Origin of the sequence: Romboutsia sp. (assembly GCF_035470145.1) — a bacterium.
Taxonomy (GTDB): Bacteria; Bacillota; Clostridia; order Peptostreptococcales; family Peptostreptococcaceae; genus Romboutsia_D.
On sequence record NZ_DATIRC010000058.1, the window covers coordinates 1 to 19,864 of the forward strand.

Annotated in this window: 17 protein-coding genes; 3 read left to right on the plus strand and 14 right to left on the minus strand. The window is 27.0% G+C overall.

Annotated elements, in window-relative coordinates; all coding sequences use genetic code 11:
* Positions 1-205: 205 nt before the first annotated feature.
* Complete coding sequence (locus tag VLM92_RS01995; RefSeq protein WP_325274679.1) at positions 206-790, plus strand: DUF3793 family protein; 585 nt, start codon at positions 206-208, stop codon at positions 788-790.
* A 99-nt stretch (positions 791-889) separates the two neighbouring features.
* On the opposite strand, the gene VLM92_RS02000 is transcribed toward VLM92_RS01995, so the two are convergent.
* The gene (locus tag VLM92_RS02000; RefSeq protein WP_325274680.1) at positions 890-3,031 is read right to left on the minus strand and encodes an adenosylcobalamin-dependent ribonucleoside-diphosphate reductase; all 2,142 of its coding nucleotides are present in this window, start codon (positions 3,029-3,031) and stop codon (positions 890-892) included.
* 221 nt (positions 3,032-3,252) lie between these two features.
* Positions 3,253-3,861 (minus strand): acetate uptake transporter, encoded by a 609-nt coding sequence (locus tag VLM92_RS02005; protein WP_325274681.1) that lies wholly within the window; start codon positions 3,859-3,861, stop codon positions 3,253-3,255.
* A gap of 241 nt (positions 3,862-4,102) precedes the next feature.
* Between VLM92_RS02005 and VLM92_RS02010 the strand changes: the two genes are divergently transcribed.
* Positions 4,103-4,303 (plus strand): cold-shock protein, encoded by a 201-nt coding sequence (locus VLM92_RS02010; protein WP_325274682.1) that lies wholly within the window; start codon positions 4,103-4,105, stop codon positions 4,301-4,303.
* Between the two features lie 151 nt (positions 4,304-4,454).
* Here the strand turns inward: VLM92_RS02010 and VLM92_RS02015 are convergent, their stop codons facing one another.
* The 10 genes from VLM92_RS02015 to VLM92_RS02060 all read right to left on the minus strand — a co-directional run bounded on the left by VLM92_RS02015 (position 4,455) and on the right by VLM92_RS02060 (position 15,518).
* Positions 4,455-6,455, minus strand: coding sequence for a penicillin-binding transpeptidase domain-containing protein (locus VLM92_RS02015; protein ID WP_325274683.1), 2,001 nt, complete (start codon positions 6,453-6,455; stop codon positions 4,455-4,457).
* An 86-nt stretch (positions 6,456-6,541) separates the two neighbouring features.
* Entirely contained in the window at positions 6,542-7,456 is a 915-nt protein-coding gene (locus VLM92_RS02020) for a DUF6241 domain-containing protein (RefSeq protein WP_325274684.1), read from the minus strand.
* Entirely contained in the window at positions 7,449-7,976 is a 528-nt protein-coding gene (locus VLM92_RS02025; RefSeq protein WP_325274685.1) for a sigma-70 family RNA polymerase sigma factor, read from the minus strand. The genes VLM92_RS02020 and VLM92_RS02025 overlap by 8 nt, the downstream gene beginning before the upstream one ends.
* A 240-nt stretch (positions 7,977-8,216) precedes the next feature.
* On the minus strand, positions 8,217-8,501 hold the full coding sequence (locus tag VLM92_RS02030) for a hypothetical protein (protein WP_325274686.1): 285 nt from the start codon (positions 8,499-8,501) through the stop codon (positions 8,217-8,219).
* 53 nt (positions 8,502-8,554) lie between these two features.
* The gene (fdhD, locus tag VLM92_RS02035; protein WP_325274687.1) at positions 8,555-9,319 is read right to left on the minus strand and encodes a formate dehydrogenase accessory sulfurtransferase FdhD; all 765 of its coding nucleotides are present in this window, start codon (positions 9,317-9,319) and stop codon (positions 8,555-8,557) included.
* Positions 9,320-9,323: 4 nt separating this feature from the next.
* Positions 9,324-9,941: a molybdenum cofactor guanylyltransferase gene (gene mobA, locus VLM92_RS02040; protein ID WP_325274688.1), complete on the minus strand. Its 618-nt coding sequence runs from the start codon at positions 9,939-9,941 to the stop codon at positions 9,324-9,326.
* A gap of 156 nt (positions 9,942-10,097) precedes the next feature.
* Positions 10,098-12,815, minus strand: a complete 2,718-nt coding sequence (gene fdhF, locus VLM92_RS02045; protein WP_414708138.1) for a formate dehydrogenase subunit alpha — start codon at positions 12,813-12,815, stop codon at positions 10,098-10,100.
* A gap of 227 nt (positions 12,816-13,042) precedes the next feature.
* Positions 13,043-13,888 (minus strand): substrate-binding domain-containing protein, encoded by an 846-nt coding sequence (locus tag VLM92_RS02050; protein ID WP_325274690.1) that lies wholly within the window; start codon positions 13,886-13,888, stop codon positions 13,043-13,045.
* 297 nt (positions 13,889-14,185) lie between these two features.
* The gene (locus VLM92_RS02055) at positions 14,186-14,854 is read right to left on the minus strand and encodes an ATP-binding cassette domain-containing protein (protein WP_325274691.1); all 669 of its coding nucleotides are present in this window, start codon (positions 14,852-14,854) and stop codon (positions 14,186-14,188) included.
* A gap of 16 nt (positions 14,855-14,870) precedes the next feature.
* Positions 14,871-15,518 carry an ABC transporter permease gene (locus tag VLM92_RS02060; RefSeq protein ID WP_325274692.1) on the minus strand — a complete coding sequence of 216 codons (648 nt, stop codon included), beginning with the start codon at positions 15,516-15,518 and terminating at the stop codon, positions 14,871-14,873.
* A 177-nt stretch (positions 15,519-15,695) separates the two neighbouring features.
* On the opposite strand from VLM92_RS02060, the gene VLM92_RS02065 reads away from it, so the two are divergent.
* Positions 15,696-16,649, plus strand: coding sequence for a helix-turn-helix transcriptional regulator (locus VLM92_RS02065; protein ID WP_325274693.1), 954 nt, complete (start codon positions 15,696-15,698; stop codon positions 16,647-16,649).
* Positions 16,650-16,695: 46 nt separating this feature from the next.
* Here the strand turns inward: VLM92_RS02065 and VLM92_RS02070 are convergent, their stop codons facing one another.
* Together VLM92_RS02070 and VLM92_RS02075 are read right to left on the minus strand one after the other, a co-directional pair.
* Entirely contained in the window at positions 16,696-18,618 is a 1,923-nt protein-coding gene (locus VLM92_RS02070) for a molybdopterin biosynthesis protein (RefSeq protein WP_325274694.1), read from the minus strand.
* A 34-nt stretch (positions 18,619-18,652) separates the two neighbouring features.
* The coding region (locus VLM92_RS02075; protein ID WP_325274695.1) for a molybdopterin molybdotransferase MoeA at positions 18,653-19,864 on the minus strand (1,212 nt) is incomplete at its 5' end.

The following is a 19,864-nucleotide window of genomic DNA, read 5'->3' on the forward strand; positions in this document are numbered from 1 at the left end:
TGATATTGCTAAAGACATCCCTATTGCTAGTAATTTTTTTAATTTCATAAGTTCCTCCTGTGTTAAGTTTTATATTATTTAACTGTAATATTATTTGTAAATTTTTAATTTTTATTATATTTTTCTACCTTATTATTGATATTGATTATCATTTTATGTATAATATTATTTAATTAATAATTATTTTCAATAAGGAGTGATAATCATGAATTGTTATACTTGTAAAAATAAAGCAAATTCATCATATATAAAATGGCTATTAGAATTATTAGGTCCTGTACTTTTTGGCTCTAAACCTTGTGAAATCATTAATATTTCTTACTTTGATGTAAATAAGGATATTAAACTAAATGATATAAAAAATTATTTTAGCCTATGTTCTAAAATTAATTTTATTGTTATAGATAAAAAAGAAAAAGGATTAAAAATTTTATTTATAAATAAAGAATCTTTAACTAATCAACTTAATAGTATAAAAATACAAAGTTTTTTTAAATTTTTAGGCTATCCAAATTCTAAGGATGTAGACTCTTGTTTAAATTATTTAATTGAAAAGCTAAATACAGATACTTTTCCTGATGAGATAGGTATATTTTTAGGATACCCACTTAAAGATGTAGTTGGTTTTATGGGGTATGGAAATTATAAGTTCCACAATACAAAGTGTTGGAGAATTTATGGTGATCCAAAACCTTCTGAAGATTTATATTCTAGATTTTTAACCCACCGTGAAAAAATCAGAAATATGTTAAACTATAAAAGCATTAAATTTATACTTAGTTCTTTTTAATATAATATTTTTTATTATTTTGTGCCTATTCACCCTTAAAATAAATAAAAAAATAAAATGGGAATTATCATTTTTGATAATTCCCATTTTATTTTTTAGTTAATTACATTTGCTATATCCACATTGTAAGCATATTCCACATCCACCTGTAGGTATCACTGATTCATTTCCGCATTCTGGACATACAAAATTTTCTACTTCATCACTACTTAAACATAATTCATCTTCTACGTTTGTATTTTTTTCTTCATATAAATTCTCTTTTTTCGAATTCTTCGGCTTTTCATTTAAAAGTACTCCACTTCTTTGGCATCCATCTCTGTATATGGTTATACCTTTTAATTCATTTTTCCAAGCTTCTAAATATATATCATATACATCTTCAACTGTTGACTCATAAGGTAAGTTTATTGTAGAAGATATTGATGCATCTATATGTTTTTGCCATGCTCTTTGCATTTGGATTCTTTCACTTGGTTTTAAATTCATTGCGGTTACAAATACATCAGATAAATTTTCTTCATCTTCTATGCCATTTGAATCCATATATTCTTTTACAATAGGTGTATATACTTTGTAATATACATCTTCATTATGCAAACTTTCAGTTTTTCTAATATATGACAAATTAAACATCGGCTCTATGCCACCACTTATACCTAACATAGTTGATATTGAACCTGTTGGAGGTATTGTAAGTATTTGTGAATTTCTTAATCCATAGTTTTGTACTAATTTTTTTACTTCTTCATCTATATTATTTTTAAAGAACTTAGAATTTAAAACAGCTTCTTTATTATAATTTTTATATGCACCAAGCTCTTTTGCTAATAATGCGGATTGCCTTACTGCTTCATTAAGCATTATTTTAGATAGTTTTTCACATAATTTTATAGACTTTTCACTTCCATATCTTGTGTTTAATTTTATAAGCATATCTGCTATACCCATAACACCTAAACCTATTTGTCTATAGTCTGATACAGTTTCTCTTTGTATCTCTAATGGATGTAAATTAAGTCCTTCTTCTAATACTTCGTTTAAGCCTATAACACAGTCTGCTACACAAGCCTTAAATTTTTTAACATCAAATATTGCATTTTGTGTGAATGGCTCTACTATAAATTCTGCTAAATTTATAGATCCTAATAAGCAACTTCCACCTGCTGGTAATGGCTCTTCTGCACAAGGATTTACACCTGCATATTTAAAGTTTTTATCTTCACTTAATAAATGATGTTTTTCTATGTTGTCCCAAAATAATACTCCTGGCTCTGCAAAGTCCCAATTATTAGTTATAAATTTCATAAATAATTTATGAGCATCTACTTCCTTAACTATAACTTCTTTAGTCTCTTTTATTTCAAATTTCAACTCATACTTTTCCTTATTTTCTACAGCATTCATAAATTTATCATTTATTCTAACTGATATATTAGCTTTTGTTACTCTTTCTAAATCTGTTTTTATATCTATAAATTCTTCTATATCTGGATGATTTACATCCATAGATATCATAAGAGCCCCTCGTCTTCCTCTTTGTCCTATAAGTCCTGTAGTCATTGAATAAAGGTCCATAAATGATACTGCTCCAGTTGTAGTTTTAGCAGAGTTATGTACTTTTGAACCTCTTGGTCTAAGATTTGATATATCAATTCCTACTCCGCCTCCATAACTAAATGTTCTTGCTAAATACTTTGCTGTATCAAATATAGATTCTAAGTTATCTTTTGGTGGTTGTAATACATAACAGTTAGAGTAAGTTACTTTTATGCCATCTTTAGGTAACCCTCTATTAGCCAGTATTCTTCCTGCAAATACAAATTTTCGTTCTCTTATTAATTTTTCTATTTTTTTATTTCCACCTGATACTCTCTGTAGCCATTGATTAAAATTTTCATGATTATATTGATACTTATTACTCCAAATAGATTTTTGCAACTCATCCATTTGCCATTTAGATTTTCTTATGCCTGCTCGTTTTTCTCTATATAAAATGTACTTTTTAGCTACATCTTTTCTATTTGATTCCATTAATAAAAGTTCTACCATATCTTGTATTTCTTCTACACTTATCTCTTTATCTGTGGAATTTACTTTTTCATCTATCTTCAAAGCTATAGACTTAGCTAAAGCTTCATCTATACCAAATTTGCTATTTATTGTAGATTTATAAACCGCATTAAATATTTTATTTTTATCAAATATTTCTTTAGTTCCATCCCTTTTTATAATTTTCATAATCATTCTATGCTCCCATTCTGTTTGTTGTATTTCATTTTTAATTTATACCCATATTTTTTCTTTTAACACAGTACATTGTGTTTTATTTTCTTATTTATCATAGGTAAATGTAAGAAAAAAGAATACTATAAATACTTAATATACAAAAAAACACCTTCTTTTAGATACATATTTATGTTTCCAAGAGAAGGTGTTTTATATTACTAAGAAATTTTTATTTACTTTTTGAATATTTTAAATGGTTGTCCTACAGGTAAAAATATTCTATTAAAATGAATATTCAAAACTGATGCTGCTGAACCATAAAATGAAACTATTGCTATTAGCATCTCTGAATATGCAGCTAATTGATGAGCAAATTCTGGTATTATTCCAAATGAAGTCAATGTTAACCCTATAAATAAGAAATCTATAAGTACAAATATCGTAAATAGTACTTTATGAGTTTCCATAGCTCCTACAGTCATGTATATTGTAAAAATTAGATATCCTAAATATGCAAATCCAAGTTGTTTAGTGTCTGCCATTAGTGCTAGGGTTTCTCCAAACACACCATTTTGTATTAACCATGTAAATCCTACTGAATACCAGAAAAATGCATACGCTCCAAATGCCGTTGCTCCAAATGTATTGTTATGTTTAAAATCATTTATGCATGCGAATAACTGCGCTGTTGCCCCTAAAAATATAGCCCATGGAATTACTAAGGATACACCTGATGTTAAACCAAGTTTTTGTGATGATGCTACTAGAGTTATTATTGCTAGTCCAAATAATCCAAGTCCTGATGGATCTGCAACAACAATTTTTATTTTGTTTTCATTCATAATTTAACTCCTCCTTTTGTTTATTTTTTCCATAAATCATTTTTATTATAATCATCTAATGCCAAAAAGTCTATAATAATTGAAATATCTATACTGTAACTTTTTAAAAATTTTATTTTTTTATAAATATTTAATTTATTTTGTATTTACTACTTGCTTTTATTTTTTATATAAGTTATACTTATAAAACAGACTTAATTAATAAGTTTGCATTTTTTAAATATACGGAGGTTTTTTTATAATGAAAAACGGAATAGTAAAATGGTTTAACAGTGAAAAAGGATTTGGATTCATATCTGTAGAAGGTGGAGATGATGTTTTCGTACATTTCTCAGCTATACAAGGTGACGGATTCAAGACTTTAGAAGAAGGCGAAAAGGTTAGCTTTGATATAACTCAAGGAGCTAGAGGACCTCAAGCTGAAAACGTAAATAGAATATAATTATTTTAATATATATTTTTATTTCAAGAAAAGAAGCTATTAAGCTTCTTTTTTGTTTTTGATATAATCATAATTCTTACTTGAGTATTAAATATAAAATGAGTACCCCTATAAATACTCACTTTATGTTTATTATTTATTAAATTTAGTTTTATCTTTTTAAGTAACTCTCTATAACATTTTTCACTTTGGAAACTACATACTCACTTCCATTTTTATCTTTCACATTTTCTATAATCATAGACACTACTATTTTAGGATTATCTGTATTGATGGCTACAAACCATCCATTTTCTCTTCCATTTTTATCATCCTTACTACTTTTAATTTCAGCAGTTCCTGTTTTACCTGCAAGATTTACACCTTCTATTTTACCTAGATTTCCACTTCCATCTTTATCATTTATAACAGCTGAAAATGATTTTATTAGTTCAGGAATGTATTTTTTATCTATAGCTTCTTTATGTATTTTAGGTTCACTATTTTCGCTTATAACTAACCTTGGTGTCATTATTTTTCCTTCATTCCCTAAAGTACTATAACTCATTGCAACATCTAAAGGACTCATTAGTACTTGACCTTGACCATAGCCTGTATCTGCTAGTAGTATTTCATTTTCTAATTTTTTATCATTAGATATTTGTGAATTTTGCATAGGATACTCAAAAGGTATTTCTTCACCTATACCAAATTTTTTACATCCTTGTATATATTTTTCTTTGCCTATTTTTATAGCCTTGTCTGCAAAATATATATTATCTGAATATTTAACTGCATCATATAAATTTATAGATTTATTAGGATTTTTAACTCTAGTTACTTTGTAATCACCCCAAGAACTGTCTTTTTGCCAATTAAGTCCGTTTATATCCATAGCTTCATTTGGATTTATTGTGCCAGTTTCAAGTCCTATTGCTGCTGTTAATAATTTCATTGTAGAACCTGGTGAGTATACATCATTTGCTCTATTTTGAAATTGAGAATTTTTACTTTCTTGCCACTGTTTTGCTATAGTTTTTGTTTTATAAGTTACTAATGTATTAGAATCATATGACGGAGAACTTACCATAGCTAGCACTTCTCCTGTTTTTGGATGCATTGCTATTGATGCTCCTTTTTCATTATTCATTTGATCATATATATCTTCTTGAAGTTTAGAGTCTATGGATAGCTTTATATCTTCACCATTTACAGGTTCTGTTTTAGCTACAGTTATTTCTTCTTGTCCTCTTTCTATATATATATGAACACCGTCTCTTGATCTTAATTTTTCTTCATATATCTCCTCTAATCCATTTTTTCCTATTTTACTATATGCATTATATCCTTTACCTTTATTTTTATCTAGTTCATCTTTAGTTATATCTCCTATATATCCAATCAAATTTCCAAAAGCTTCTCCTTGTACATACACTCTAGAGTTTTCTTTTTTAATATTGACACCACTTATTTCATCTACTAAATTAGCTTTTTCTTGTTCATAATTAGATATTTTTAATATTGACACTAAATAGTCTGGATTTTTATTTAACTCTAATTTGTTTTGTATATATTCTTCACTAATATCTAGTATTTGTGCCATTTTATTTATGTTTTGTTCTTTATTTTCTTCAAATACTTTAGGGTGTATAAACACTGTATTTACTTCTCCATCATATGCTAATAAATTTTCATCTCTATCTAATATTTTCCCTCTACTTGCTTTTGTAGCTTTAAACCTCACTTTATCTCCCTTAATCATTTTAGGTAATATTAAACTTTCATCCCATACTATTTTATATACACCATCTTCTTTTATTAGATTTAATTTAAGATCATTAAATTTTAAGTTTCCTGCTATTGTATTCATACTTACTGACAGAGGGATTTCTGATGTATTCTCTATATCACCTAGTTTTACTTTAATATTATTTACTCCTATAGCTGAGTATATATTGCTATATCTTTTGATAAACAGGTCCTTTGATATATATACTTTTGATTCTTTTGATAGCAGTTCATACATTTTTTCATAGTTGCCTTCATTCCATACTTTTGTATATTCTTTTGTTACCTTTTCTAATTTTTCATCTTCACTGCATCCAACTAAAGTAAATATACTTATAAGAATTATGCTTATAAGTATACATACCTTTTTAAATTTTTTTATCATAATTTATTTCCCCTTTTATTTTTAATTTGTATAATATAATCTTTTAATTTATCTACAAATAGTCTATTGTGTTATATTGATAATTCCTATCTAAAATGATTGTTCTTTATTTTTTCTACTTCTTTATAATCTATGCTTCCAGCTCTTCCTATTTCACCATCTAACATATTCCATACACAATTATGTACTTCTACTCCATTATCAAATTCTCCATTTTTCCATTTGTTAAGTTCATTGTGTAAATAGTTTCTAACTCCTTCATCTTGTATATTTTTCAATCCTTCAATTGCTACATCTATAGTCTTAGGGCTAATTTCTGTATATCCTCTTTTCATATCATCTACAGCATGTATTATACCATTAGACATTTCATGTATTAGTTGTATAGAGCTGTCTTCATCAAATGGAACATACACATCTTCTTCATATACTTGAATATACTTTTCTTCAGTTTCTTCTTCATCTGACCAAACCTGTCCTTCTTCTTCTTTTACTTCTTCTACATCTTCCTTTTGATTTTGACTTTTTAACCCTTGTGGTATTTCTTCTACTTTATATCTAGGAGCTTTTATAAATTTTATTTTCCCATTTTTATCTAATGTTGCCTTTGGTATTATTTTATCTAAACCTGTATCTGATGCAATTTCATCTACATGTAATACATCATTTATATTTTGTAAAATCTTTTCTATAGGGGGCGCAGCATGCGCTAAAACTGGATTGTATACTACTATTGATAATATAATACTTATACTTGCAGCTACTGGAGCTACTTTTTTTATTATTTTCTCTACTTTCATATCTTTTTCTGCTTTATCTATTGCTTCTTTTATCCAAAATTTCATATCGTCTGGTACTTTTATAGCATCTATTTTTTCTTTATCTATGTAAAATTCTTTGATTTCTTCATCTATTTCTTCTATACTTAATTTTTCTATATCTATGTAATCTAAATCAATATCTAGTGTATTATTTAGTTTTTCTTTATTTGATTTACTCATTTTCATATCCCTCCTTTAATAATTTTTTCATGTCTTTTATCGCTTTTCTTAAATGAGTTTTTATTGTATTAATAGGACGATCTAGTATTTTTGATATTTCTTCTACTTTTAAATCATCTATGTATCTAAGTATAATTGCATCTTTATATTTATCTTCTAATTCGTCAATAGCATTGTATAAATCTATCTTAACTTCTACCTTATCATCTATTACAACTTCTCTTGTATATGCATTTTCATCATGTTCTAAGTCAATCATTCCATTTTTTCTTAAATAATCGTTACTAACGTTTATAAGTATTCTACTTATCCAGGTTTTAAAGTACTGTGGTTCTTTTAATGTACCTATACTTCTATAAGCTCTATATACTGTTTCTTGAAATATTTCCTTTGCATCTTCTTCATATTTGCATCTTGTATACGCTTCTCTATACAATCTATTTGAATATATTTCTATTAACTGTTCAAAGGCTTGTCTATCACCTTCAATGGCCCTTTTTACTGTAACTATATCTTCCATTTTATCTCCTTTACTAATATCATTATTTATAATTTCACTTATTAGACTCTAAATATTTCTAAAACGTTTTAAAAATTTACATATTTTTGTAAAATTACAATCAACTCATCTTAACATATCCACCTAAAAACTATATACATTAAAATACATTTTTCTCTGATACTTCTTTAGCATCTATTCTTAATAATGAGTAATTAAAAAAGGTAATATCACTATAATAATATAATGATATTACCTTTTTTATAGATGTTTTATTATAAATCGCATAATTTCAAGTACTTGATATTCCATTAAGCTAAACATTTTATATGCAACATGACTTTTAGGTATATTAGCTAACTCATCATTTTCTATGTATGTTTTAGATATTATATCTTCACTAGAATCATACTCTATATTTAATATAGGTGTATCAAAATCTTTTATACATACCTTGAAAATATGCATTCTATTCGTTGTCTCACTTATCCGATCCTCTATATATTCTATTCTCATTTTTCTATTTTCAAACAGAGATTGTACCATAAACATTCCTCCTAATTATTCTTACTAGTCAGTTTGTCCATAATACATTTTAATTAATCAGAATAAATATTCATTCTTTTTCCTCTAGCAAAACCTATAAGTCTTATATTCATAACATTTGATAAATCAATTGCTACATTAGTTGCAGCTGATCTCGATATTATATAATTGATATTTAGCTTTGCACATTTTAAAACAATTTCAGATGTTATTCTTCCACTGGTTAATATTACTTTGTCTTTAATATCTATATTATCTTCTAAACATTTTCCTATTACTTTATCAAGTGCATTATGCCTACCTATATCTTCTTCAAAAAATATTATTTTATCAAAATCACTAAGAGCTACACTATGTACCCCACCTGTTTCTAAAAATAATTTAGACATTTTATTAAATTCGTTCATCACTTTAGAAATCCAAGAGTATTCTCTCTCTCTATTACTTGAATTAGTATTTAATGTTAGCCTGTCCAATTCATTATAATACATGCTTCCTTTTCCGCATCCTGAAGTTATAACTCTTTTTTTATTAGTTTTTTCATTTAATAAATCTCTATTATTAAGTTCTATATTTACATATCCCTTTTCTTCAAATACAGTTATGCTTTTTATATCACTTATACTTTCTATTATGCTTTCAGAATGTAAAAAACCAATTGCTAACTCTTTTAAAGACTTTGGAGTACACATTAAAGTTATAAACTCTTCTGAGTCTATAAATATAGTAAATAGATATTCAACTATAACAGAATCCACTGTACTTTCCAGTGAATCTTTTTCATATCTTTTGATTCTATATTTTTTAATTGAATTCATAATTTTAAATTCCTTTTTCGTATATATTTAAATCTTCTTTTGTATTTAAATTTATAAACATATCATTTCTAAATTTATGTTCTTTGAATTCTCTTTCATCTATGTAACTTACTTTCTTATTTGTTCTGTCAAAAAAACTTATTATTGATCTTTTACTTGAATAAAGTAAGTACTCATTTATTTCGTGTTCTAATTCTTTTTTATAAAATCCTTGAAAAAGTTGTATCCTATTGTTAACTTTTGGTATGTATATATCAAAAGTTTTTTTAGATTTAATATCTTTTTTTATTTTGTTTTTCATATAACGTATATATCTATCATCAATATTTGGCATATCACAAGCTATAATATAAACATAATTACTTAAACTTTGTTTTAATCCTACTGATATACCAGCTAGTGGACCCATATTTTTCATTTCATCACTTACTAAATTATACTTACAGTCTTTATAGTATTCTTTTTTATTAGTTACTATTGTTATATCATCAAAGTGTTTTTCTAACTTTCTAGCTACTTCAAATATAAGTCTTTTTTTATTTATAAATAAACATTGCTTATCAAATTCCATTCTAGAACTTTTACCTCCAGCTAGAATTACTGCACTCTTAAAATTGTCCATGCTTACCACCCTAATTTTATAATTTATTATTTTAAATAAGGATATAAGCTCAAATACTTATATCCTTATTTTATACTTAAGCAAATCTATTTTATTATCTAATTATATTTATAGTTCATAATAACTTGTAAATATATTTTTATTAACTAATATTAATTACGCATTTACCATTTGAGGTACATTAACTTTTTCAACCTTTATAGCACATACCTTAAGATCTGGAACTTTACTTATGCTATCTAGTGTTGTATTTGTAAGATAATTTGCCGCTCCATCTGCAAAGTGGAATGGCATAAAGAACACATCTTCATCTACTATGTCTGTTATCTTAACAAAAGTTTCAATTTCACCACGTTTTGATGAAACTTTTATTTTTTCATTATCTTCAAATCCAAGTTTTTTAGCTGTTATAGGATTTACCTCTATATATGAATGTGGTGCTTTTTCATTTAACCCTTCTACTCTTCCTGTCATTGTTCTTGTATGATAATGATATAATATTCTTCCGTTTACAAGTGTATATGGATATTCTTCACTTAAACCTTCAAAACTTAATGTGTAATCACATGGTACAAATGTTGCTTTTCCTTTTGCAAATTTATCTACATGTAATATTTTAGTTCCTGGATGATCTACACTCGGACATGGCCATTGTAATCCATCATTCTCTATCCTATCATAATTTATTCCTCCATAGGAAGGTGTAAGACTACTTATTTCCTCCATTATCTGTTTAGGACTTTCGTATTTCTTATCATATCCTAATTTATTCATAATTTCCATAAGTATAACCCAGTCAGGCTTAGAATCATAAACAGGTTCTATTGCTTTTCTTATTCTTTGAACTTTTCTATCCGTATTTGTAAATGTTCCATCTTTTTCTGCAAATGATGCTGCAGGAAGTACTACATCTGCCATTTGAGCTGTTTCTGTTAAGAATATATCTTGAACAACTAAGAAATCTAAAGTTTCAAAAGCCTTTTTAATATGATTTATATCTGGATCTGATATCATCGGATTTTCTCCCATTATGTATAGGAACTTAATTTTATCTTCACCAATTTTATGAGTGATTTCCGGAACTGTTAAACCTACATTTCTAGATAACTTAACATTCCATGCTTTTTCAAACTTTTGTACTACGTCTTCATCAGCTACCTTTTGGTATCCTGTAAATACGTTTGGCAATGCCCCCATATCACAAGCACCTTGAACATTATTTTGTCCTCTAAGTGGATTTACACCACCAAATTCTTTTCCTATGTTTCCACAAAGTAAAGCTAAGTTTGATATACTCATAACATTTTGAGTTCCTTTTGAATGTTGAGTTATACCCATTGAGTAGAATATCGCAGCATTTTCAGCCTCTGCATATATTCTAGCTGCTTTTATTATATCGTCTTTATCTACACCACAAATTTTTGCTCCTTCTTCTGGTGTATAGTCTTTTACTAACTCTACTAATGCTTCGTAGTTTTCTGTTCTTTCTTTTATATAATCCATATCTTGAAGATTTTCAGATATTATTACATTCATCATAGTATTTAAAATAGCAACATTTGTTCCTGGATTTATTTGTAAAAATACATCTGCACGTTCTGCTAATTCTATTCTTCTAGGGTCTGCTACTACTAATTTAGCACCCTTTCTTACTGCTTGCTTTATTTTATTACCTATTACTGGATGATTTTCTGTTGTGTTTGATCCTATTACAAATATAGAACTTAAATCTTTTACTTCTTCTATACTATTTGTCATAGCACCACTACCTAATGTAGTTGCAAGACCTGCAACTGTTGAGGAATGTCAGAGTCGAGCACAGTGGTCTACGTTGTTGGTACCCATAACGCCTCTCATCATTTTTTGGAATAAATAGTTTTCTTCATTACTGCATCTCGCTGAAGACAGCCCTGCCATAGCATCGCTTCCAAAGTTATTTTTAATTCGGTCATAATTTTTTGCTATATATTGATATGCTTCTTCCCATGTTACTTCTTCAAATTTACCATTTCTTTTTATTAATGGCTTTTTTAATCTATCTTCATGATTTATAAATTTATAACCAAACTTTCCTTTTACACATAGTAATCCATCATTTACTGCCTTTTCTACAGGCTGACTTCCTACTACTTTGCTATCTTTAACTAGTAAATTTAATTGGCATCCAACTCCACAATATGAACAAGTTGTTTTCACCTTTTCAGTATTATAAAACTGTGCATTTTTAGGAACTAATGCTCCTACTGGACAAACTGATACACAGTTTCCACAAGATACACAGTTTGAATTATCTAACTTCTCTCTAAAAAATGGTGTTATTTCTGTATGATAACCTCTATCAATTGCATCTATTGCACTTACTTCTTGAAGTTCATCACATACTCTTATACATTTTCTACATAATATACATTTATTTGGATCATAATAATAAAATGGGTTACTATCATCAATTGGTAGTTTTTTAGAACTATTTTCATACTTAGGTTTAAAATCACATACTTCATACCTAGGTTTAAAATCACATAAATATATATTTGCATAATCTTGTAATTTACAAGAACCTGTTCTTACACAAGTTGTACACTCTAATGGATGGTCTGATATCATAAGTTCTAATATTTCACGTCTTGCTTTTCTTACTTTAGATGTACTTGTATATATCTGCATACCTTCTTTTACAAAAGTTCCACAAGCTGCTTCTAAGTTTTTTGAACCCTTAACTTCTACTATACACATTCTACAAATACCACTTGGATTTAATCGATCATCATTACAAAAGTTTGGCAACTCTATTCCTATACTTTTGCATGCTGAAAATATTGTAGTACCTTTTTCAACACTGAGATGAGTGTTGTTTATTGTTATATTTATCAACATGTTTTCCCCCTATAACAAGTTTTTGTTTATATATAAATTATATTTAGCTATATATGATTTCTCTCTTTAATATAATTATCCCTTCTTTAATGTGCTATTTTTCGATAATTTAAATTATATTTTCAATATTTGTCCTTTTTGTGATTGGTAAAAAATACTCCTATGAGATTAGATTTTCAATATCTAACTTCATAGGAGTATTTTTATAATTTATTATATTTTTATTATTCAAATATAAAGAATAAAGGTTCTCCATATTTATCAACACCAAATTCTTTTATCTTTGTTTTCATTCCACCTGACTTGTAGTATTCTATAAGTTTACTTGTTACAGATTCTTTTTCTTCTGGTAAGTCAGATATTGATACTATACTATATACATTCTTTAAAGATTCATCAGAATTTATTACTATACCTAAATCTTTATTTTCGTTCTTAGTTGCTAAGTAAGTTCCTATATCTGTTAATGTGTATGCTTGCATTTCATTAGCCATTGTTAATGTTGCTCCCATACCTTGTCCTGATTCTTTATAATTTTCAAATTTATTTTCTACCCCAGCTTTTTCCCATAATGATAATTCTTTTGTATTAGTTCCAGAGTCATCTCCTCTAGATATGAAGTTTAAATTATTTTCTTTTATGTATTTAAATGCGTCTGTTATATTCATATCTTTCATTTTTGAAGTATGTTCATTATCTGGTCCTACTACTATAAAATAATTATACATTATTTCAGTTCTATCATTACCATATCCTTCTTTTATAAAATCTTCTTCTTTTTGTTTAGCATGTACAAATAATATATCTGCATCTTTATTTTTACCTAATTCTAAAGCTTCTCCAGTTCCCTTAGCTACTACCTTTACATCTACATTGTTTTCTTTTTCAAAATCAACTAATGTAGCTTCTAAAAATCCTGTATCATCTAAACTTGTTGTTGTAGCTAATGTTATCTCTTTTGGTGTTTCAGCTTTTGGTTCTTCATTTTGATTAGTAGAAGAACAAGCTACCATTGTTAATGATAATAACCCCGCTGTTAATAAACTTAAAATTTTCTTTTTCATCTTCATATTAATACATTTCCCCCTTGTTTGATAACCTTTTCTCATCTTAATTTTACCAATATATTACATATGAGTCAACAAAACATATCTATTTTTATCTAAACATAACAAAATATATCTAAAATATAATTATCAGAGATATTTTGTTGCTTTTTATGTATAATAATAAATTAAAGTCTATATCCTTTAATTTATTATTATTTTTAATGCTGTTTCGTTATGTTTCGTATTGTTTCATTTTATTCCCCTGTTATAGTTAATATAATTTATAAAAAAAAGTACTGTAATAATTTACAATACCTTTTAAAACTTAAACTTGTTAAAAAATTCTTCAGTTTTATATTTACCTATTAAATTTAAATTTTCCATAAATACAATAAAATCACTTATTCTTTTAGCTTGCATAAAATCATGAGTTATAAGTATTACAGTTTTACCTTTATCTTTAAGTTGTATTAGTTTCTTTTCAACCTGTTTTATTGTTTCAAAATCCATATTTGCCATAGGTTCATCAAACATATTAAAGTCCTTGTTTAATACTAACGTTCTTATAAATTGTGCTTTTGCTTGTTCTCCGCCTGAAAGTTTTCTTATATTTGTATCTAATCTGTTATCTAGTTTAAATTCTTCTAACAACTTTTTAAGTTCATCTTTGGATAATAAGTTATCATTTTTACTATACTTATATAAATACTCAAAGTTTTCTTTTAATGTACCAGATAGAAAATTTCCTTTTTGTGGATTATAAGCTATATATTTATGTATAACATCTTCACTAAAGCCTTCATCATTTATATCTATGATACCTCTATTAAAATCAATTATATTGTATATTATCTTAACTAATGTACTTTTTCCACTTCCATTATGTCCTAAAATGGAATATACATGTCCTTGATTAAATTCTAATTTATCTATTTTCAGAGGTTTTTGATATTTTATTTCTTTTATCATATTTTCAATAACAATCATATTATTATTCCCCCCCTTAAATATTTTTTTGTAGTTTTTTAATTAAAACTGTAGATACTATTGATATTGCAAAAAGGATTGCCGCTATCACTAAGGACTCATCAAAATTACCCATCGATGTTGATAATGAAATGTATGTTGTCATAACTCTTGTTGTACCTCTTATATTTCCTCCTACAAGCATCACTGCCCCTACTTCTGATATTCCTCTTCCAAATATCGCTATTATAACTGTAATCAAATGATTTCTTATTTCCCTTAAAAAAAGCTTTATTGTTTGTTTCTTACTTACTTGAAGTATTTTACAAGTTATTAAAATATCTTCTCCAAATTTATCTAATACATCTATTATAAGCGTCATAGCCATAGGTATTAATAACATAGTTTGAGCTATTATCATAGCTGTAGGTGTAAATAAAAGACTTAAGTTACCTAATGGTCCTTTTCTTGATAATACTAAATACACTAAAAGTCCCATTACAACAGGAGGTGTACTCATAAGCGAATTTATTAGAGTTATAAATTGCCTTTTAAATTTAAAATCTTTTAAATATACAATTATACTTGCTATTGATGCTATTGATGCTGCTATTATTGTAGCTGTTATTGTCACTCTCAATGATAATAGTACTATTTCTACTACTTCCATAATCTCAAGTTCCATTATTACCACCTCTCCCCCAGTATATACTCCTATATATTACCATATCTGGATATTGATTCATAGAAATTTTCATTGTGTTTATGCTTTAATATAATTCATTTCAAATTCAACTTATTTTTTGTATGATTCGCCATAATAAGATGGTAAAATATACATATATATTAAAGGAGGTATGACATGAATTCAGAATCATCATTAACCCCTGTAGAGGTTGCTAATTTATTAAAAATAACAAAAAACACAGTATATGAATTGATCAAAAGAGGAGCGTTACCTTCTTATAAAATAGGTAGAAAAATAAGGATTGATATAGAAGATGTCCAAAATTATATAAATAATCAAAAATCTACTACAAGTCCTATTGAAACTTCTTCTTTTTCAGCTAAACGTTCAAATATAAATGTTAATTTACCACTAAATGCAACTGATGAATTTATAATTTGTGGACATGATACTATTTTAGATATCTTGTCTCGTCATTTAGAACGACATCCTCAAGGTAACAGAGTTCTTCGTTCTTATCTAGGAAGTTATAATGCTTTATATGAATTATATAACAATAGAGTTTCTATTGCATCAGCACATCTTTGGGATTATAAATCTAACGAGTACAATATTCCTTTCGTTAGAAATATGCTACCTGGTATACCATGTGTTATTATAAATTTATGTTATAGATCTCATGGTTTTTATGTACAAAAAGGAAATCCTAAAAATATAAATACTTGGGAAGACTTAAGTAGACCTGATGTTAAATTAATCAATAGAGAAAAAGGTTCTGGTACAAGAATTTTATTAGATGAAAAACTTAATTCATTAAAAATTAACTCTTCTTTAGTTAATGGATATAATAATGAAGAATTTTCTTCTCTTAGCGTAGCTAGCTTTGTAGCTCAAGGGGATGCTGACGTTGCTCTTGGGCATGAAAAAGTAGCTAATCAAGTTAACCTTGTTGATTTTATACCTTTGCAAAGGGAAAGATATGATTTAGTAATCAAACAAGAAGATTTAAATAATCCTACTTGCCAAGCAGTCATAGATATTATAAGGTCTAATGCATTTAAGTATGAACTTGAAGGCATTGGTGGATATGATTTAAGTGATATTGGTAAAGTACTTTCATATACATAAATTTAAGGGAGTATCTCAAAATTATATATTTTGAGATACTCCTTTATTAACACTGATTACTAAATTCCACTTCATATTTTATAATTTTGCCACTATCTTCTAAATTATATCCCCCTAATTTTCTTACCATTTCTTTAAATAAATCATCATTTATTGTTTGCAGTAAAAATTTTATAAAATCACTTTCTAACGTTTTAACTTTCATCAGTAAATCATATTCTTCTTCACATATAGGTATAAAATCTAAATCAAATACTTTAGCTGCAGAATATACTCCTAAACCACAGTCTGCATCGCCATTTTGTATAGCTTTTGCAAGTGACATATGAGTAAATTCTTGCCTTTCATATCCATTTATATCACTTTTTTTAATATTTTCTTTTTCTAGTAAATAATCAAATAAGATTCTAGTACCAGAACCTTTTTGTCTATTTATATATCTAACATTTACTAAATCAGATACATTTCTTATATTAAGAGGATTTCCTTTTTTAACCATAAACCCTTGAGTTCTTTTTACTAATTTTATTAAAGCCATATCTTCATGTATATATTTTCTTATATAACTTTCATTATAACTTTCGTTTTCAACATCAAATAAATGTATTGGAGATATATGGCACTCTCCTTTTTTCATTGATAAAATTCCTTGGAAACTTCCTACATGAGTTGAACTTAACTTTACTTTACCAAAAGACTTTTTAGTTAACTCATCATTTATTAAGTCCATTACTATATCATGACTACCTATAGAAACTATTGTTTTATTTATCTCAGATATATCATTTAAAAGTTCAACTTTTACTTTACTTCCTTCATCTATTCCTTCTACGTTTTGAGGAATTCTTATTACACCATCTGCATTAACAAGACTTGTAACTGTACCTGCTCCTCTTTTTATAGGTGTTGCTATATAATTTCCATCTATATTACCTATTTTAACCCTTACAAATTCTTCATGCTTTAAAGAACTCATTACCCTTTTACTAAGAGTTGCTTTTATATATGGATTTTCTTTAGTTTCTTTATATGTAAGTTTATTTATTACTGGTTTTACTATGTTTTCAAGTACTACCCAAGCTGATACCGGATATCCTGGTATTCCTACTATAGGTTTATTATGTCCATGTCCAAGTATTGCAGGTTTTCCTGGCTTTATAGCTAGCCCATGAATAATTACTTTTCCTATTTCATCTATTATATCATAAGTAAAATCTTCTCTTCCTTGTGAAGATCCTGCATTTATTAAAACCATATCACATTCATTTAGTGCATTTAAAACACTATTTTTAATTTTATCATAATTATCTTCAACTATAGGATATATTATAGGAACTGCTCCATACCCAAGTAATAAACCTTCAAATAATCTAGAATTAAACTCTATTATGTCTCCTACTTTAGGGGTTTTATGTCTATCTATAAGTTCTGTTCCTGTTGGTATTATACCAACCTTAAATTCTTTAAATACTTTTACCTTATCTACTTTTGCACTAATCATAGCACCTATATCTTGAGGTCTTATTTTATGAAAACTTGGTATTATCATTTCTGTTTCTACCACATCTTCTCCTAGGCATCTTATATGTTGCCATGGTATAGCTGGTTTATATATTTTTATAATACCATTTTCTTTTTCTAATAAATCTTCTACCATTATAACAGCATCAAATTCTTTTGGTATAGGGTCCCCTGTATCAACTTCTACATAATCTTCATTTTCTTTTAAAGTTATTATATTTTGTTCATTAGCCATAAATGTAGATTCTGCTTTTACTGCTACACCATCCATTGCAGAACAATTATAAAATGGTGAAGAAAGTTTTGCATAAACTGCATCACAACTCGTTTTATTTAAACACTTTTCTATTTCTACATGTTCAGTTTCTAACTGTTTTAAGCTTTCTATCTCTTTTAGATATTGTTTTAAACCATCATCTAAAGCTATATTAGTTAAATATCTTCCCATTTTTAATCTCCCTTATATAATTCTATTTGGTATGTTAAAATACATATACTTTTACTAATTTTCCTTTATGTATTCCTTCTAAGTCTCTATCGATTTTTATATATCCATCACAATTTGCAAATTGTTTTATTGTACTTGATTTAGAAAACATAGGTGTACATATTAACTTATCATTTTCATTTTTTATATTTACAGCTAAAAATTCTTCCCTTCCTTTTGCTTTATGATAATTATATTCAAATTCACAAATCATATATTTTTTATCTTTATTTTCAAATAAGGAGTTTATATATGGCTTAACTATCGATTCTACTACAAAAGCACATGAAAGTGGATGACCTGGAAGACCTACAACAAGTTTTTCATCAATACTTGCTATAATAGTTGGTTTTCCTGGTTTTATAGCTATTCCTTCTACAAGTACTTCACTATTTTCAAAACTTTCTATTGCTTTTAATGTTTCGTCTTTTTTACCAACTGAGCTTCCTCCTGATATAAGCACTATGTCACACTCATTTATTGCTTTTTTCATTAAATTTATTATTTGTTGTAAATTATCTTTCACCGGTGGGTATATGATTGGCCTTAAACCTATATTCCTTAATTGGCCATATAGAATATATGCATTGATGTCTTTTATTTTTGCTTCTTTGATGTCTTCGTCTAAGTTTAGTATTTCATCTCCTGTTGATATAATACCAACTACTAAATCTTTATAAACAGATATATCTTTTATGTTAGCTCCTGCTAATACTCCTAAGTCCCTTTCATTTATTAAGTGTCCTTTTTCATAAAGAACTTCATTTTCCTTTATGTCTTCTCCGATTTCAACTATATTTTCATTAAAGGATACTCCCTTTTGAATTAATATTTCATTATCATTTAGTTTTTCACAATATTCTATCATAACAACCCCTTGAGCATTTTTTGGTATCATTGCTCCAGTGGGTACATATACACAAGTTTCTTCATCTAAGGTTATGTCACATAGTTTACCCATATTACTTTCACCTATTAACTTTACTTGTATAGGATTTGTTTCACTAGCTGAAAATATATCATTAAAAAGTACTGCATATCCATCTACTAATGATTTTCTAAAATGAGGTACATTTACTTTAGATTTTATTTCATATGCTAAATATTTATTTAAACTATCTACTAAGCTTACTTTTTCAGTTTTTAGATTTTTAGTAAACATTTTTTTCATTATGTTTAATGCTTCTTCTACACTTACTACATCAAA

Coding starts and splice junctions, on each gene's coding strand:
- mobA (WP_325274688.1), bottom strand. CDS start 9,941: ATGGACAATTTTAAGAGTGCAGTAATTCTAGCTGGAGGTAAAAGTTCT.
- VLM92_RS02030 (WP_325274686.1), bottom strand. CDS start 8,501: ATGGTACAATCTCTGTTTGAAAATAGAAAAATGAGAATAGAATATATA.
- VLM92_RS02025 (WP_325274685.1), bottom strand. CDS start 7,976: ATGGAAGATATAGTTACAGTAAAAAGGGCCATTGAAGGTGATAGACAA.
- VLM92_RS02050 (WP_325274690.1), bottom strand. CDS start 13,888: ATGAAGATGAAAAAGAAAATTTTAAGTTTATTAACAGCGGGGTTATTA.
- fdhD (WP_325274687.1), bottom strand. CDS start 9,319: ATGAATTCAATTAAAAAATATAGAATCAAAAGATATGAAAAAGATTCA.
- VLM92_RS02000 (WP_325274680.1), bottom strand. CDS start 3,031: ATGAAAATTATAAAAAGGGATGGAACTAAAGAAATATTTGATAAAAAT.
- VLM92_RS02070 (WP_325274694.1), bottom strand. CDS start 18,618: ATGGGAAGATATTTAACTAATATAGCTTTAGATGATGGTTTAAAACAA.
- VLM92_RS02065 (WP_325274693.1), top strand. CDS start 15,696: ATGAATTCAGAATCATCATTAACCCCTGTAGAGGTTGCTAATTTATTA.
- VLM92_RS02060 (WP_325274692.1), bottom strand. CDS start 15,518: ATGGAACTTGAGATTATGGAAGTAGTAGAAATAGTACTATTATCATTG.
- VLM92_RS02005 (WP_325274681.1), bottom strand. CDS start 3,861: ATGAATGAAAACAAAATAAAAATTGTTGTTGCAGATCCATCAGGACTT.
- VLM92_RS01995 (WP_325274679.1), top strand. CDS start 206: ATGAATTGTTATACTTGTAAAAATAAAGCAAATTCATCATATATAAAA.
- VLM92_RS02020 (WP_325274684.1), bottom strand. CDS start 7,456: ATGAGTAAATCAAATAAAGAAAAACTAAATAATACACTAGATATTGAT.
- VLM92_RS02015 (WP_325274683.1), bottom strand. CDS start 6,455: ATGATAAAAAAATTTAAAAAGGTATGTATACTTATAAGCATAATTCTT.
- VLM92_RS02010 (WP_325274682.1), top strand. CDS start 4,103: ATGAAAAACGGAATAGTAAAATGGTTTAACAGTGAAAAAGGATTTGGA.
- VLM92_RS02055 (WP_325274691.1), bottom strand. CDS start 14,854: ATGATTGTTATTGAAAATATGATAAAAGAAATAAAATATCAAAAACCT.